Source organism: Janthinobacterium psychrotolerans, from assembly GCF_001677885.1.
Classification (GTDB): Bacteria; Pseudomonadota; Gammaproteobacteria; order Burkholderiales; family Burkholderiaceae_D; genus Janthinobacterium; species Janthinobacterium psychrotolerans.
Genome location: NZ_LOCQ01000042.1, coordinates 72,736 through 88,413, shown reverse-complemented (window position 1 = coordinate 88,413; position 15,678 = coordinate 72,736). Strand labels below are relative to the sequence as shown.

At 62.1% G+C, this 15,678-nt stretch carries 13 protein-coding genes; 6 read left to right on the top strand and 7 right to left on the bottom strand.

Annotated features, from left to right (window positions below; all coding sequences use genetic code 11):
• The 6 genes from ASR47_RS04310 to ASR47_RS04285 all read right to left on the bottom strand — a co-directional run.
• Positions 1–370: IS1/IS1595 family N-terminal zinc-binding domain-containing protein (locus ASR47_RS04310; RefSeq protein WP_150127687.1), on the bottom strand; the 370-nt coding region annotated here is incomplete at its 3' end.
• Positions 371–599: 229 nt separating this feature from the next.
• The gene (gene fecA, locus ASR47_RS04305) at positions 600–2,945 is read right to left on the bottom strand and encodes a TonB-dependent Fe(3+) dicitrate receptor FecA (protein WP_065306527.1); all 2,346 of its coding nucleotides are present in this window, start codon (positions 2,943–2,945) and stop codon (positions 600–602) included.
• An 80-nt stretch (positions 2,946–3,025) separates the two neighbouring features.
• A complete protein-coding gene (locus ASR47_RS04300) occupies positions 3,026–4,003 on the bottom strand; it encodes a FecR domain-containing protein (RefSeq protein ID WP_065306526.1) in 978 nt (325 codons plus the stop codon).
• A 1-nt stretch (position 4,004) separates the two neighbouring features.
• Positions 4,005–4,535: a sigma-70 family RNA polymerase sigma factor gene (locus ASR47_RS04295; protein ID WP_065306525.1), complete on the bottom strand. Its 531-nt coding sequence runs from the start codon at positions 4,533–4,535 to the stop codon at positions 4,005–4,007.
• Positions 4,536–4,679: 144 nt separating this feature from the next.
• Entirely contained in the window at positions 4,680–5,330 is a 651-nt protein-coding gene (locus ASR47_RS04290) for a CoA transferase subunit B (protein ID WP_065306524.1), read from the bottom strand.
• 20 nt (positions 5,331–5,350) lie between these two features.
• Positions 5,351–6,052 (bottom strand): CoA transferase subunit A, encoded by a 702-nt coding sequence (locus ASR47_RS04285; protein WP_065306523.1) that lies wholly within the window; start codon positions 6,050–6,052, stop codon positions 5,351–5,353.
• 168 nt (positions 6,053–6,220) lie between these two features.
• Here ASR47_RS04285 and ASR47_RS04280 point away from each other — a divergent pair, with 168 nt between their 5' ends.
• On the top strand, positions 6,221–6,787 hold the full coding sequence (locus ASR47_RS04280; protein ID WP_065306522.1) for a LuxR C-terminal-related transcriptional regulator: 567 nt from the start codon (positions 6,221–6,223) through the stop codon (positions 6,785–6,787).
• On the opposite strand, the gene ASR47_RS04275 is transcribed toward ASR47_RS04280, so the two are convergent.
• Positions 6,784–7,560 (bottom strand): SDR family oxidoreductase, encoded by a 777-nt coding sequence (locus ASR47_RS04275; protein WP_065306521.1) that lies wholly within the window; start codon positions 7,558–7,560, stop codon positions 6,784–6,786. The genes ASR47_RS04280 and ASR47_RS04275 overlap by 4 nt on opposite strands.
• Positions 7,561–7,810: 250 nt before the next feature.
• Between ASR47_RS04275 and ASR47_RS04270 the strand changes: the two genes are divergently transcribed.
• The 5 genes from ASR47_RS04270 to ASR47_RS04250 all read left to right on the top strand — a co-directional run bounded on the left by ASR47_RS04270 (position 7,811) and on the right by ASR47_RS04250 (position 15,678).
• Positions 7,811–9,487 (top strand): electron transfer flavoprotein-ubiquinone oxidoreductase, encoded by a 1,677-nt coding sequence (locus ASR47_RS04270; RefSeq protein WP_171898888.1) that lies wholly within the window; start codon positions 7,811–7,813, stop codon positions 9,485–9,487.
• A 261-nt stretch (positions 9,488–9,748) separates the two neighbouring features.
• Positions 9,749–12,319, top strand: coding sequence for a tetratricopeptide repeat protein (locus tag ASR47_RS04265; protein ID WP_065306519.1), 2,571 nt, complete (start codon positions 9,749–9,751; stop codon positions 12,317–12,319).
• The gene (locus ASR47_RS04260; protein ID WP_065306518.1) at positions 12,316–13,452 is read left to right on the top strand and encodes a DegT/DnrJ/EryC1/StrS family aminotransferase; all 1,137 of its coding nucleotides are present in this window, start codon (positions 12,316–12,318) and stop codon (positions 13,450–13,452) included. Before ASR47_RS04265 ends, ASR47_RS04260 begins: the two co-directional genes overlap by 4 nt.
• Positions 13,449–14,117 carry an acetyltransferase gene (locus tag ASR47_RS04255; protein WP_065306517.1) on the top strand — a complete coding sequence of 223 codons (669 nt, stop codon included), beginning with the start codon at positions 13,449–13,451 and terminating at the stop codon, positions 14,115–14,117. The genes ASR47_RS04260 and ASR47_RS04255 overlap by 4 nt, the downstream gene beginning before the upstream one ends.
• 7 nt (positions 14,118–14,124) lie before the next feature.
• On the top strand, positions 14,125–15,678 hold the full coding sequence (locus ASR47_RS04250; RefSeq protein WP_065306531.1) for a class I adenylate-forming enzyme family protein: 1,554 nt from the start codon (positions 14,125–14,127) through the stop codon (positions 15,676–15,678).

Sequence of the window (15,678 nt, the reverse complement as noted above, 5' to 3'; positions counted from 1 at the left end):
TGGTGTTGCGATGGATGCTTACCTGGCTGGCGGCCTTGCGCACCGAAAACGAGTTGAGCAGGCAATCGGCATAGGCCAGCCAGCGTTCCTTGTGGTGCAGATGCGCCAGCGGCGTGCCGCTCAAGGCATTGAAGGTTTTGCGGCACGGCACGCAGCGATAGCGCTGCAGGCCGTGGGCGTGGCCGTGGCGGTGGAAATGTGTCGATAGACATGCCGGACAATGCAGTTGCGCCTGCGCTGTCTGCTCGATCAGGGTGACGGCCGCAACCTGTGGCGCGCTGGTGCGCAATAAATCGCCGCTGGCAAGGCGCTGGCGATGCGACAGTTGCGGGAATTGCCTGGCGAAGGCCTGCCACTGGGCTCTATCCATGATCGGCTCCTTGAAAGGCAATACCTGACCGGTTTAGAGCGCAGAAATTTCACGGCGTTCCCACCGTTTTCGCTGACATAGCCAAAAAGAATACAGTGGCTCATCGCCGGCCGAGCAAATGCATCATCGCCAGGGCCGGATCTTCGCTTTCCAAATGGAGTACGCCATGCGGCGGCGCGTTCAGCCTCGACGGCTTGCGCCGCAAGACCTGACGGCCGCCATTGCAAGGCTAAAAGCGGCTGCTCAGCTGCACATACAGCGTACGCGGCTGCGCCACGTATTTGCCCAGGTTGTTGTCGTCGAACGAACGCGTGAAATAGCGGTGGTCAAACAGGTTTTTCACGCCCAGGCTCAAACGCAAGGCGGCCGGCAGGCTGGCTATATCGACACTGCCGCGCGCGGCCCACACGCCATAGCCGGGAATGCGGCCATTGTTGCCGGCCGCGTTCTCCGCCACGGTATTGGCACTGTCGGCATACTGCCCGCCTTCGAACAGGCCGTCGACGCTGGCGCGCCATGTGCCTTCATGCCAGGCGAGGCCGGCCGTACCCTTGTGGCGTGGCGAAAACGGCACCTGCTTGCCGAAATTCCGACCCTCTTCCTTGATGGCCGCGTCAACCAGCGCATAGCTGGCATAGACATTCATGCCGCCACCGAGCTCATACTGCAGGCTGCTTTCCAGCCCACGGTGGCGCGTCTTGCCGCGCGCATAGACGCTGTTGTTTTGCTGGTTGCTTTCGTACTGGTTGCTGAAGCGGATCAGGAACAGATTGGCCTCCAGCCGCAAGGAACCTTGCCGGTAGCGCGTGCCCAGCTCCCATGAACGGGCTTTTTCCGGTTCGGCGCCACCGCTGACGACGGCATTGGCCATCTTGCTGTACTGCACCGTGCCAAACGAGCTGTCGCCGCTGGCGTACAGATTCCACGCGTCGCTGACATGATAGATGGCGTTCAGGGCCGGCAGCAACACATTGTAGTTGCCGCCATCGCGTTTGCCGGTGAGGTTGTTGTCCTGGTACGAGCGGATGCGCTCGTTGCGCAGGCCGGGCGTGATGGTCCAGTTGCCCACATCGATGCGGTCATCGATAAACAGCGCATGGGCGCGCGTGCTGCCCGAGGTATCGCGGTCGATCGGGCTGCTTTCGGTCGGCGGCATGCCGCCGCTCTTGAGGCGCCAGTAGCGCAGCTCATGGCTGGACTCGTCGACAAAGCGGTGGCCGACGCCAATCTCGTGGCGCGCCCGTCCTGCCCGGAACACCTGCGAATAGCGCGTTTCCACGCCGCGCACCGTGTAGTTGCGCGGCGACAGGGTCAGGTTGCGCCCCTGGTCGAGGTAGCCGCTGCGCAAGGTATCGGTATAAAAAGCCTGCATGGTGAACTGGCGCTGGCGATCGGGCTTGACTTCGTAGGCGAGGCTGGCCAGGTTGCGCCGGCCCCAGAAGTTGTCATGCGGCCGCGTCGACTGATACGGGTCGCGCGCAAAGGCGGCGCTGGTCAGGCCGCCCGGCATGTCGGCCTGGCCGTCATAGCGCTGCAGCATGGCCGACACGGTGCTGGCGGCGTCGATGCGGTAGCACCCTTTCAGGATCAGATCATCGATTGTCGTGCCACTGTGCTCGCGCCAGTCGCTGCCGCGCACGCCGCTGTACAGGATGGCGCCGCCCAGGCCATTGTCCAGGGCGCCGCCCAGCATCACGCTGGTATGCGTCCTGATGCTGTCGCTGGAGGACGAGGGGCTTTGCTCGGCCTGCGCGCTGGCCTCGGCCACGGCGTGCTCGGGGATCGCGCGCGTCACGAAGTTGACGATGCCGCCGACGTTTTGCGGGCCATAGCGCACCGCGCCGCCGCCGCGCACCACGTCGACCGCGTCCATATTGCCCATGGAGATGGGTGCGAACGACAGTTGCGGCTGGCCATACGGCGCGAACGGTACCGGGATGCCATCCATCAGTACGGTCGAACGGGCCGCCAGGCGCGGATTGAGGCCGCGCACGCCGAAGTTCAGGGCCATGTCATGGCTGCCCGTGCCATTGTTGGCAGGCGCCGACACGCCGGGCAGGCGGTTGAGCACGTCACGCGCATCGGTCGCGCCCAGGCGCACCATCTCGCCGCGCCCGACCACATCGCGCGCGCCGCCATGCTCAAAACTGGAATGCGCATCGGGATGGGCCAGCCAGTTGCCGACCACGGTAATCACCGCCATGGCCTGCTCACGGCTTGCCGCCGCTTGCGCGCGCAGTACATAGCTGCCTGGCGCGCGCAGCACCGCTTCGAGGCCGCTGCCGGCCAGCAGCCATTGCAAGCCTTGCGCCGGCGTATGGCTGCCGCTCAGGGCCGGCGCCCGCTTGCCATCGGTCAGGCTGGCGTCGGCCGACAGCGCGATGCCGGCCTCGCCGGCAAAACGGCTCAGGGCGGTACTGAGGGCGGCGGCCGGCAAGTTGTACTGGCGTACCAGGCCGGCGCTGGATGGCTGCAAGGCAACAACGGGCTGGACGGCAATAGCGGGCAGCGCCAGCAGGGCAAGATGGATGGCCAGGGCCAGCTGGCAGCGGCGTGGAGCGGTACGGTATGACATGGAGTCCTTTCAGTTGAGATCAGCGTTCTCTTGTTTGCCAATCGAACACTGAAAAGCGGAACTCCGTCTGGAAAATATTTTTATTGCGCAGCGTCACGGCCGGCAATCGTCACCCACCACGGCATGGTGCGCCGCACCTGTACCGGCAAGCTCGCTTCGAGCAGGGCCAGGATGGCGTCCTGGTCGTCGAGCGGATAGGCGCCCACCAGGCGCAAGTTCGCCACCTGCGGATCGCAGCCCAGGTAGCCATGGCGGTAGCGCGACAATTCCTGCACGAAGTCCGCCAGCCGCATATTGTCAGCCAGCAGCATGCGCCGGGTCCAGGCCGGCGCCGCCTGGCCGACTGGCGCCAGGAAGGCCACTTTTCCTGCGCCAAATTGGACACCCTGCCCGGCCGGCACCACCAACCGCGGCCCATGGCGCGGCGTGATTTCCACAGCGCCCTGCTGTACCCGCAGCAAGCTCAGGTGCTTGTCCTGCCGCACTTCGAAGCGTGTGCCCAGCGCGCGCAGGCTGCCCTGCGCCGTGCGCACCAGCAGCGGGCGCGCCGGCTGCATGGTGTCAACGGCGGTGCTGATCTGGATGCGGCCCTGGCGCAGCACGATGCGCCGCGCGCGGGCGCCATAATCGATATCGACCAGGCTGTCGGTATCGAGCAGCAACTGGCCGCCATCAGGCAGGCCCAGCTGGCGTAGCTGGCCGACACCGCTGGCATGGCTGCCGCGATAGTCCAGTGTGCCGCCGTACCGTGTCGCATCGCGCCGCCATAGCGCCAGGCCGCTGGCGGCGGCCACCAGCATGGCGGCAAAGGCGCGCCGGCCTTGCGAAGGGTTGCCCGCCAGCGCGGCGCGCGCGGGCGCCGCCGGCAAGCTTCGAAACTGGCCGCTGATCGCCTGCACCTGGCGCCAGGTATCGGCATGCAGGGGATCGGCATTGAGCCAGCACTGCCATTTTGCACGCTCGGTCTCGCCCGCTTCGTTCGATGCGAGCAGGGCAAACCATTCGGCCGCCTGTTGCAGCACGATGTAGCGTTCGCGCGGGACGATGCTGGCGCGCATCTCAGTCCTCCTGCTGCAGGCACAGGCATTGCAACATGGCCTGCGCCATGTATTTGCGCACCATGCGTTCGGACACACCCAGCTCGACGGCGATCTCGGCATAACTGCTGCCGTCGAGCTGATGCATGAGGAAGGCGCGGCGCGCCTTGTGCGGCAACCGCGCCAGCATGGTGTCGAGACGGTGCAGGGTTTCCAGCACCAGCAGGCGCTCTTCCGGCGACGGCGCCAGGGCTGGGGGCATGGCGGCCAGCGCGTCCAGGCAGGCGCGTTCGATATCGAGGCGGCGCCAGCGATTGACGGCCAGGCCATGGGCGATGGTGCGCAGGTAGGCGCGCGGCTGCAGCAGGGTCAGGCCAGAGCGCATGGCCAGCACGCGTAAAAAAGTATCGTGCGCCAGGTCGGCTGCCAGGTGGCTGGAACCGAGCTTGAGACGCAGCCACGACAGCAGCCAGCCATGATGCTCGCCATACAGCTTGCCGACGGCGTCGCCGTGCTGGACCTCCGCGTCGGTGTATGGCTTGCTGGCAGGCATGAGAGAAGACTGCCGCAGGGCCAGTCGATAATAATGAGAAGTATTCTCATTATCCTGCAAATGTGGGTGAGCCGCAAGCCGGGCTGCGCAAAAACAAACGGCGGACATCGCTGTCCGCCGTCATCCCGCAGCTACTGCCAGCCCTTAGACGGCCGACACGTCCAGTTCCGCGCCGGTCGCGGCCTGCACCTGTTCCTTGGTCACGCCGGGTGCCAGTTCGACCAGCTTCAAGCCGTTTTCAGTCACATCGATCACACCCAGGTCGCTGATAATGACGTCGACCACGCCGACACCGGTCAGGGGCAGGTCGCATTGCTTCAGCAGCTTGTGCGAGGTCGTGCCATCCTTGGCGGTGGCCACGTGTTCCATCAGCACCACCACGCGCTTGACGCCGGCCACCAGGTCCATCGCGCCGCCCATGCCCTTGACCATCTTGCCTGGAATCATCCAGTTCGCCAGGTCGCCTTTTTCGGACACCTGCATGGCGCCCAGGATGGCCAGGTTGATCTTGCCGCCACGGATCATGCCGAAGGAATCGGCCGAGCTGAAGTAGGCAGCGCCGGGCAAGGCCGTCACGGTCTGCTTGCCGGCGTTGATCAGGTCGGCATCGACCTCGGCATCGAGCGGGAACGGACCGATGCCCAGCAAACCGTTTTCCGACTGCAGGAATACTTCGATATTGTCCGGCACATAATTGGCCACCAGGGTCGGCAAGCCGATGCCCAGGTTCACATAAAAACCATCCTGCAATTCTTTTGCGGCACGCGCCGCCATTTCGTCTCTGGTCCAGGCCATCTTGATCTCCGATCTCTTTTTTATGTTTCAGTGCGCACGGTGCGCTGCTCGATGCGTTTTTCCGGCGTGGCGTTGACCACGATGCGGTGCACGAAAATGCTCGGCGTGTGCACGTCGTCGGGGTCGATCTCGCCCACTTCGACCAGTTTTTCCACTTCGACGATGGTGATCTTGCCAGCCATGGCCACGTTCGGGTTGAAGTTGCGCGCTGTCTTGCGGTACACCAGGTTGCCGGCGCGGTCGGCCATATAGGCCTTGACCAGCGACACATCGGCCACCAGGCTGCGTTCCATCACGTATTGCTCGCCGTCGAATTCACGCAGTTCCTTGCCGTCGGCAACGATGGTGCCGACGCCGGTCCTGGTAAAGAAGGCGGGAATGCCGGCGCCGCCGGCGCGCAGTTTTTCCGCCAGCGTACCCTGCGGCGTGAACTCCAGTTCCAGTTCGCCGGCCAGGTACTGGCGCGCGAATTCCTTGTTTTCACCCACATACGAGGCGATCATTTTCTTGATCTGGCGCGTGGTGAGCAGCTGCCCCAGGCCGAAGCCGTCCACGCCGGCGTTGTTGGAAATGGCGGTCAGGTTGGTGACGCCCGAATCGCGCAAGGCGCCGATCAGTGCTTCGGGAATGCCGCACAGGCCGAAGCCGCCGACCGCGATGGTCTGGCCGTCCTGGACGATGCCTGCCAACGCCGCGGCGGCGTCAGGATAAACTTTATTCATGGGTGTCCCTCTGGTGTGTTGAACTTTATTGTGTATTCTTTGCGGCATCTTGGCACGGATCGCTGACGCCCGCAGCAACTGAGCATAAAATACGCCCGTCGAAAGTACAATACCGTAGAACTACCGGCGCCGTGCCGCGCTTCGCCCTGTGAGAGTGATCCCCATCCGATGAATGCCACGACCGCGATCGACTATGAAAGCATCTTCCTGCACGCACCGGTCGGCATGTGCATGTCGGAGAACCGCATCATGCGCAGCTGCAACGAAGCGCTGGCCGCCATGTTCGGCTACGCGCGCGCCCAGCTCGACGGCAAGTCCTTCGAAGTACTCTACCCCACCCACGATGAATTCCTGCGCACCGGTGAGCGCATCATCCCCATCATGAACGCCAAGGGGCGTTATTCGGACGAGCGCATCATGCGCCGCAGCAATGGAGAATTATTCTGGTGCCACGTCACGGGCCACGCCATGCTGCCGGGAAAGCCGCTGGGCGCCGGCATCTGGACGTTCGAGGATGTCAGCGAAAAGCGCCCGGTGACGGCGGAGCTGACGCCGCGCGAGCGCGAGATCGCCGCGCTGCTGGTGGAAGGCAAGACCAGCAAGCTGATCGCGCGCCAGATCGACCTCAGCCCACGCACGGTGGAAATGCACCGCGCCAAGCTGATGCGCAAGTTTGCCGCGTCGACCTCGTCGGAGCTGGTGCACAAGCTGGTGGGCCTGCGCTGGCAACCTTAAAACGCCGTCATGCCGCCGTCGGCCGAGATGATTGCGCCGTTGATGAAGTGCGAATCCTCGCCAGCGAGCAATAACAGCAAGCCATCGAGATCTTCCGGCTTGCCTGGACGTTTGTTCGGCAGCATCTGGATCAGCTTCTTGCCCTGCTCGGTGGCAAAGTAATCCTCGTTGATTTCGGTCGAAATATAGCCGGGGCAAATGGCGTTGGTATTGATGCCGTACTTGCCCCACTCGGCGGCCATGGCGCGCGTCATGTGCACCATGCCGGCCTTGCTCATGCAATACACGCCGATCTGCGGCAGCACCTGCAAGCCGGCCATGGAAGCGATATTGATGATGCGGTGCTGTTTTTTCGGGTCGCCCTTGGCGCGCGCGATCATGCGCTTGGCCGTTTGCTGGGCCACGAAGAACGAACCGCGCAAATTGGTGTCCATCACGAAGGCATAATCCTCGGGCGTGACGTCGACCAGGCGCTGGGTGGTCGACACGCCGGAATTGTTGACCAGGATATCGATCGGCCCCGCTTCCGTTTCCGCGTGGGCGATGGCCGACTTGATGCTGGCAAAGTCGGTCACGTCGAGCGCCACCACGTGGGCGGCGCCGCCCTCGGCTTCGATCTCGGCGCGCAGTTCTTTCAGGCGCTCGGTGCGGCGCGAGGCCAGCACGACCTGGGCGCCGGCTTGCGCCAGCACTTTTGCAAAGCGCGCCCCGAGGCCGCTGGACGCGCCGGTAATCAGGGCGATCTTGCCCTCGAAATTGACTTCTATGCCCACGAGCTGCTCCTGTTTTATTTTGAATAACACTTTGCCGCTGCCATGGCCGACACGATCATTTCCTGCTCGCCACGGCTGGGCTAAAGTAAACGCCATCATTACACAAAATGCCCGGAATTAGATTGCGGCGTGGGGCGATGTCCCGCAAAATGGCGCCAAAGTTGCAATCTGCGCCAAAAACAAGCACACTCGTGCTTAAATTTCCCTGCGCTTCCCTATTCATCGAATTCAGTAACCATAAAACGAGACCATGACACAGCCAAATAACTTAGTTGAACAGTACGGACCGCGCGAGACCATGGAGTACGACGTGGTGATCGTCGGCGGTGGCCCGGCCGGCCTGGCTGCCGCGATCCGCCTGAAGCAGCTGGCCGCCGAAAAAAGCCAGGAAGTGTCCGTCTGCGTGCTGGAAAAAGGCGGCGAACTGGGCGCCCATATCCTGTCGGGCGCCATCATGGACCCGAAAGCGTTGACCGAACTGATCCCGAACTGGAAGGACTTGGGCGCGCCGTTGAACACGGCCGTGACGGAAGACCGCATCCTGTTCCTGACCGAAACCAAAGCCTATAAAACGCCGAACTTCGCCGTGCCGGCCTGCTTTGAAAACCATGGCAACTACATCGTCTCGCTGGGCAACGTGGTGCGCTGGATGGGCCAGCAGGCGGAAAACCTGGGCGTGGAGATCTTCCCCGGCTTTCCGGCTGCCGAAATCCTGTACAACGACGACGGCTCGGTGAAAGGCGTGGCGACCGGCAACATGGGCGTCAAGCGCGACGGCGAACCGGGTCCCGACTTCCAGCTGGGCATGGAATTGCACGCCAAATACACCTTGTTTGCCGAAGGCGCGCGCGGCCACCTGGGCAAGCAGCTGATGGCCAAATACGACCTGAACGCGGGCAAGGATCCGCAATCGTACGGCATCGGCATCAAGGAACTGTGGGAGATCGACCCTGCCCTGCACCAACCCGGCCTGGTGATCCACTCGACCGGCTGGCCGCTGGATGCAAAAACCTATGGCGGCTCCTTCCTGTATCACATGGAAAACAACCAGGTAATGGTCGGTTACGTGGTGGGGCTGGCCTATGAAAACCCCTACCTGTCGCCGTACGAGGAATTCCAGCGCTACAAGACCCATCCGGAAATCCGCAAGTTCTTCGAAGGCGGCAAGCGCATCTCGTACGGCGCGCGCGCGATCACGGCCGGCGGCCTGCAGTGCCTGCCAAAACTGGTGTTCGCCGGCGGCGCGCTGATCGGCTGCGATGCGGGCTTTTTGAACATGAGCCGCATCAAGGGCAGCCACGCGGCCATCAAGAGCGGCATGCTGGCGGCCGACGCGGCATTCGGCGCGCTGGGCGAGCAGCGCCAGCATGACGAACTGGCCAGCTACCCGGTCGCTTTTGAACAGTCCTGGCTGCATGAAGAGCTGCACGTGGCGCGCAACGTCAAGCCATGGCTGTCGAAAGGCCTGTACCTGGGCAGCCTGATGACGGGTATCGATCAGATACTCTTGCGCGGCAAGGCGCCGTGGACCTTGCACCACACGCATGGCGACCACGAATGCCTGAAACCGGCGGCCCAGTCGAAAAAGATCGTCTATCCGAAACCGGATGGCAAACTCACTTTCGACAAGATGTCGTCGGTGTTCATCTCGAACACCAACCACGCCGAAGACCAGCCGATCCACCTGACGTTGAAAAATGCCAGCGTGCCGGTCGACGTCAACTTGGCCACCTACGCCGGCCCGGAAGCGCGTTACTGTCCGGCTGGCGTCTATGAATTCGTGAAAAACGACGACGGCGCCGAACGCCTGCAGATCAATGCGCAGAACTGCGTGCACTGCAAAACCTGCGATATCAAGGACCCGACGCAAAATATCGTGTGGGTCACGCCGGAAGGCGGCGGCGGGCCGAATTATCCGAATATGTAAGTTGCTGATTGCAGGCAAGCTGCGAGGTAGAATGGCGTGCGCGTCGCAAGATGTCCACGCCATTCTTTTCAAAGCGAAGTTTATGAAGAAGATATTTCTCTAAAGCACTGCCAGCCGTTACAATTGAAGGTGGCACTCACTCTTATTTCTTCCATGCACGCTACCGATTCCGCAGCATCGCCGCCCCATGACGGGCAGCAGCCCACTCAACAGGAAATCGATCATATCGTTAGCCTGCATGAGAGCGGCGAGCATGGGCAAATGGAACAGGCGACACGCGCCCTGCTCGAGCGCTACCCCGCGTCGGCGCTGCTCTGGAGCGTGCTGGCCATGGCCTTGCAGCTGCAGGGCAAGGATGGCCTGGCGGCGCTGCAAGAAACCGTGGAACTGGCGCCCGCCGACGCCGAAGGCCATCTGCACCTGGGCAACGCCCATATGGATGGTGGCCATCCCGACCTGGCCATGCCGTGTTTCATGCGCGCGCTGGAACTGGCGCCCGGCTTTGCCGAGGCCATGAGCCGCCTCGGTGATGCGCTGCAGGCGCAAGGGCACCTTAAGGAAGCGGCCGAATGCTATCGCGGCGCGCTGGAGCTCGATCCGGCGCTGGCCATGGCGCATGCCGGCAAGGCCGACATTTTACAGGCGCAGCAACAATTCCAGGCGGCCGAAGCGAGCTATCGCCAGGCACTGGCGCTGGCGCCGGGGGCCACCGACCTGTATCGCAAGCTGGGCGACGTGCAGGTGGCACTGAACCGTCCCGAGCCGGCGATGCAAAGCTACGCGGCGGCTTTGGCAATCGATGCCGGCAATGCCATGGCGCATGGCGGCCTGGGCAATGTACTGTTCAGGCTCGATCGCAACGCACAGGCGGCGGCCAGCTACCGCGCCGCCACCGCGCTGCCGGCGGCCATTGCCGCCCACTACCACGGCCTGGGACGCAGCCTGCATGCACTGGGCGAGACGGCCGAGGCCGAGATCGCCTACCGCCAGGCAATCGCTCTCGACGCCACCGTCGCCGCGCCGATGCTGCATTATGCCGACCTGCTGCGCGAAACCCGGCGCCAGGAATCGGCGATCGCCATCTATCAGGCGGCGCTGTTGCTCGAACCGCACAATATCGACGCCCTGAACAACCTCGGCATGGCGCTGCAAGACAACGGCCAACTCGAACAGGCGCTGGCGACGTTCCGGCAGGTAGCGTTGCTGACCCCGGACAATCCCATCACTCACAGCAATATTGCCGCCACCCTCAACGCCATGGGGCAGCGCGAAGCGGCATTGCAGAGCTGCCGGCGCGCCGTGAAACTGGGCCCCAAGTCCACCGCAGCCCATGTCAACCTGGGTACTTGCCTGATGGAGATGGGCCGCCTGAGCGAGGCGGTCAGCAGTTTCGAAACCGTGGTCAAGCTCGATCCACTTCAGCGCCGGGCGCACGTCAATATCAGCGCCGCACTGGCGCGCCTGGGTCGCGTCGAGCAGGCCATCGCACATGCTCGCCAGGCACTGAAGATCAACCCGGACTGGGATGAACTGCACAGCAATCTGTTGTTTTATCTCACGCATAGCCCGGATATCGATGCCGCTGCTCTGTTTGCGGAGCATCTGCGCTACGCGGAGCATTTCGAGGCGCCGCTGCGCGCGTCCTGGCCCCTGCATACCAATACGCGCGAACCGGAACGCCGGCTGCGCATCGGTTTTGTTTCCGCAGATCTGTACAACCACGCGGTAGCGCACTTCATAACGCCCATCCTGGAACACCTGGCGCTGTCGCCGCGCCTGGAGATCGTGATTTACGCTAACAGCTTCCACATCGACCCCATCAGCCGCCATTTGCATGGCCTGGCTGGCATCTGGCGCCAAGTCGAGAAGCTGACGCATGCGGAACTGGCACAACTGATCACCAGCGATGCGATCGATATCCTGATCGACCTGTCGGGCCATACCGGCTTCAACCGTCTGCCGACGTTTGCGCGCAAGCCGGCGCCGCTGCAGCTGACCTGGATCGGCTATCCAGGTACCACCGGCTTGCAGGCGATGGATTATTTTCTGACCGACCGCTATTACTCCCCGCCTGGCGTGCTTGATGACCAGTTCACGGAAAAACTGATACGGCTGCCTGCTTGCGCTCCCTTCCTGCCGTCGCCCGCGGCACCAGAGATCAGTGCGGCGCCATCGATCAGCAACGGCCACATCACGTTTGGCAGTTTCAACCGGGCCAGCAAATTGAGCCGCGAGGTCATCGCCCGCTGGTCGGCGTTGCTGCGCGCGGCACCCGAGACAAAAATGCTGCTCGCGGCCATGCCCAACAAGCAGGCCAGCGACCGGCTGCGCTCCTGGTTTGCGCGCGAAGGCATCGCCGCCGACAGGTTGACGTTTCACGGATACACCAGTATCGACGAATACCTGGCGTTGCACAGCCAGGTTGACCTCTGTCTCGACACATATCCTTACACCAGCGGCACCACCGGCTTTCACGCTCTGTGGATGGGCGTCCCCACCCTGACTATGCCGGGACCGACCTTGCCCGGTTTCGTCAGTGCGGCCATCCTGTCCCACGCCGGATTGGCGGACTTCATCGCCGATGGCGAACAAGATTTCCTTGCCAAAGGGCTGGCGCACGCCAGCGATCCGGGCCGACTGGCCAGCATGCGCCTGGAGATGCGGGAACGGATGAACCTCGCGGCAAGCGGCCAGCCTGCGGAAATTGCAGTGGGACTAGAAGTCGCCCTGCGCCACATCTGGCAACGCTGGTGCGCCGGCGCAATACCAGTGAGCTTTGAAGCAAGAAGTAACGGTATTGTGGCGCAACCGCAAGAAGAAGGACTATCATGAGCCGCGAAGAAAAACCGATCTACATTACCCAGCCCACACTGCCGGCGCTGGAAGAATTCATGCCATATCTGCAGCAAATCTGGGATAACAAAATTCTGACCAATGGCGGCCCCTTCCATCGTCAGCTGGAACAGGCGCTGGCCGATTACCTGGGTGTGAAGTACATTTCGCTGTTTTCCAACGGCACGCTGGCCCTGATGACCGCCCTGCAGTCGCTGCGCATCACAGGCGAAGTGATCACCTCGCCCTATTCGTTCGTGGCAACTGCCCATTCCCTGCTATGGAATGGCATCAAGCCGGTATTTGTGGATATCGCGCCGCAGACCTTCAATCTGGATCCCGCAAAGATCGAAGCGGCGATCACGCCGCAGACGACCGCCATCATGCCAGTGCACTGCTATGGCCGGCCTTGCGACGTCGCCGCGATCGAAGAAATTGCCGCCAATTATGGCTTGAAAGTCATCTATGACGCGGCCCACGCCTTCGGCGTCAACTACCAGGGCAACAGTCTGCTCACGCATGGCGACCTGTCGGTGCTGAGCTTTCACGCGACAAAAGTATTCAACACTTTCGAAGGCGGCGCCATCGTTTGCAGCGATGCCAAGACGAAGCGCCATATCGACCATCTGAAAAACTTCGGCTTCATCGATGAGGTAACGGTGGTGGCGGCCGGTATCAACGGCAAGATGAGCGAGATCAACGCCGCGTTTGGTCTGCTGCAGCTGAAAAATATCGACGCCGCGCTGGACCAGCGTACGCAAGTGGCGCACCGCTATCGAGAGCAGCTGGCCGCAATAGCGGGCATAGACTGCCCGCCCGACGCGCCTGACGCGGTTGCCAACCACTCATACTTTCCGATCCTGGTACAGCCAGACTACCCCCTGTCACGTGACGTGCTGTTTGAAGCGTTGCGCCAGTCCGGCATTATTGCACGGCGTTATTTTTACCCCCTGATCAGCGATTTTCCCATGTACCGCAACATGCCTTCGGCGGCGCGCGCCAACTTGCCGCTGGCAGGCAAGATGGCAGACCGCGTGATTTGTCTGCCGATCTACCCAGAACTGCAAGCTGTGCAACAGGATCGCATCGTCGAGGTGATTCGCCTCGCCCGTTCCGTCACCACGCCATCATGAAAACCATTATTTACGGCAATGGATCCATTGCGAGACTGCTCTATTCGTATGCGCGCCACAGCATGGACATCGTTGGCTTCACGGTCGATGACAGCTGTATCGACCATGCACGGCCGGAGTTTCTCGGTTTGCCGCTGCTGGCGTTCAGCCAGGTCGAGCGGCATTTTCCGCCGTCTGGGCATGCCATGCTGATCGCAGTCGGTTTCACGGACATGAATGCCTTGCGCGCCCGCAAGCACGTTGAAGCCGAGCACAAAGGTTATCGCTTTGCCAGCTTCGTGCACGAGTCAGTCATCCGTCACGACGACGCCACGATCGAGGACGGCTGCATCGTGCTCGATCATGTATCGATACATCCGGGTTGCCGCATAGGCCGTGGCACATTTATTTCGAGCAATGTCAATCTGGGCCATGATTGCCATATCGGTGCTTATGGCTGGATCAATGCCGGCATTTCCATCGCAGGCGGCTGCCATATCGGCGAGGCCTGTTTCTTTGGTGTGAATGCTTCAGCAACGCATGGCCTGCGCATCGGTGCGCGCAACTTCATCGCCGCCAATACGCTGATCAATCGGGATACGCTTGACGATCAGGTGTATCTGTCTGAACCGGGGCAGCTGTTCCGGCTGAACAGCGACACCTTCCTGAAATTTGCCGGCCTGTAAAATGAACATGAGCGACACATCCTTCGCTGCCGGAGACACGATCAGCAATATTTTCTTCGGCCATGCCGCCGCTACACCACAAAAGTTGGCGCTGTCATGCGATGGGTGCGACATCAGTTATGCAGAGCTGGCACGACTGGCAGGCCGGCTTTCCAACGCGATGGCGGCAAATGGCGTGTCGCGGGGCGAGCAGATCGGTGTCATCTTGCCAAACTGCATGGAGTTTGTCGCCCTCATGCTGGCCGCCGCCGATCTGGGCGCCTGCCTCGTGCCACTCAGTCCGGGCCTGCCGCCAGCGGCGGCTTGGCGCGCATTCGAGGCAGGGCGGGTTACTCACTTAGTATCGCGCTCGCAACACCTCGCCGAGCTGCGCGAGCACGCCGCTGGCGGTGCCTCCGCAGGACTCTGGATCAGCATTGATGATACCGCCAATAATGCTGTTTCCCTGGCAGCGTTGCTGCAATTGGTGCCCGCCGATGCCAGGCCACTGAATCTGGGGCGCGGCGACGACGCACTGATCCTGACCATGACATCCGGTTCGACCGGCCATCCGAAACCGATCGTGCTGACGCAACGCACCAAGCTCAACCGTGTGCGCGCGGCAGTGCAATTGTATGACGTGGTGCCAGACGATCGCATACTCGCCGCCACCCCGCTCTATCACTCGCTGGCCGAGCGCCTGGTGCTGTTGCCGCTGCTCACCGGCGGCACTGCGATTGTGATGGCCCATTTTTCAGCTCAGGCATGGCTGCGCTGCGTGCAGGGGCAACAGGTGAGCTTCACGATTGCAGTTTCCTCGCAACTCAAGCAGATCGCGATGGAACTGGCGCAAGACGAGCACGACATCACCAGCCTGCGTTGCGTCGTTTCGTCCTCGGCACTGCTGGAAGACGCCGTCAAGGTCGAACTGCTGCAGCGGTTTTCCTGTGATTTCCATGAATGCTACGGTGCTTCTGAAATTGCCATCGCAACCAACCTCGACAGCCAGGCAGCCCGCAGCAAGCTGCAGTCGGTCGGCAAGGCGGCGCCAGGCGTCGAACTGCGCATCCTGGGAGAGGGGGATATCGAATTGCCGCCAGGCAAAGCAGGGGAAATCGCCTGCAAGACGGGCATGCTGTTTGGCGGCTACTTCCAATTGCCGGAACTGACCCGGGCGGCCATGCACGGCGAGTATTTCCGTACCGGCGATATAGGCCGGCTTGATGAAGACGGTTTTTTATACTTTCTTGGACGCAAGAAAGATGTGATTATTTCAGGCGGCATCAATATTTATCCGTCCGACATCGAAGCAGTCATCGCGCAACACGGTACGGTCAGAGAAAGTGCGGCCTTCGCCTATCCTGACGCCAAGCTGGGCGAGGTGGTGGCGGTCGCGCTGGTGCCCAACGATGCCGCGCGCTTCAATCTGCGCGAGCTGCGCTTTCACTGCGCGCACCAGCTGGCTGACTTCCAGCAGCCAAGACAATTCTTCGTCGTCGAGCAGTTGCCAAAAAACAGCATGGGCAAGCTGATGAAATTCGAGCTGGTGCAGACCTATTCAACTGCCAAGGGGCAAAAATAA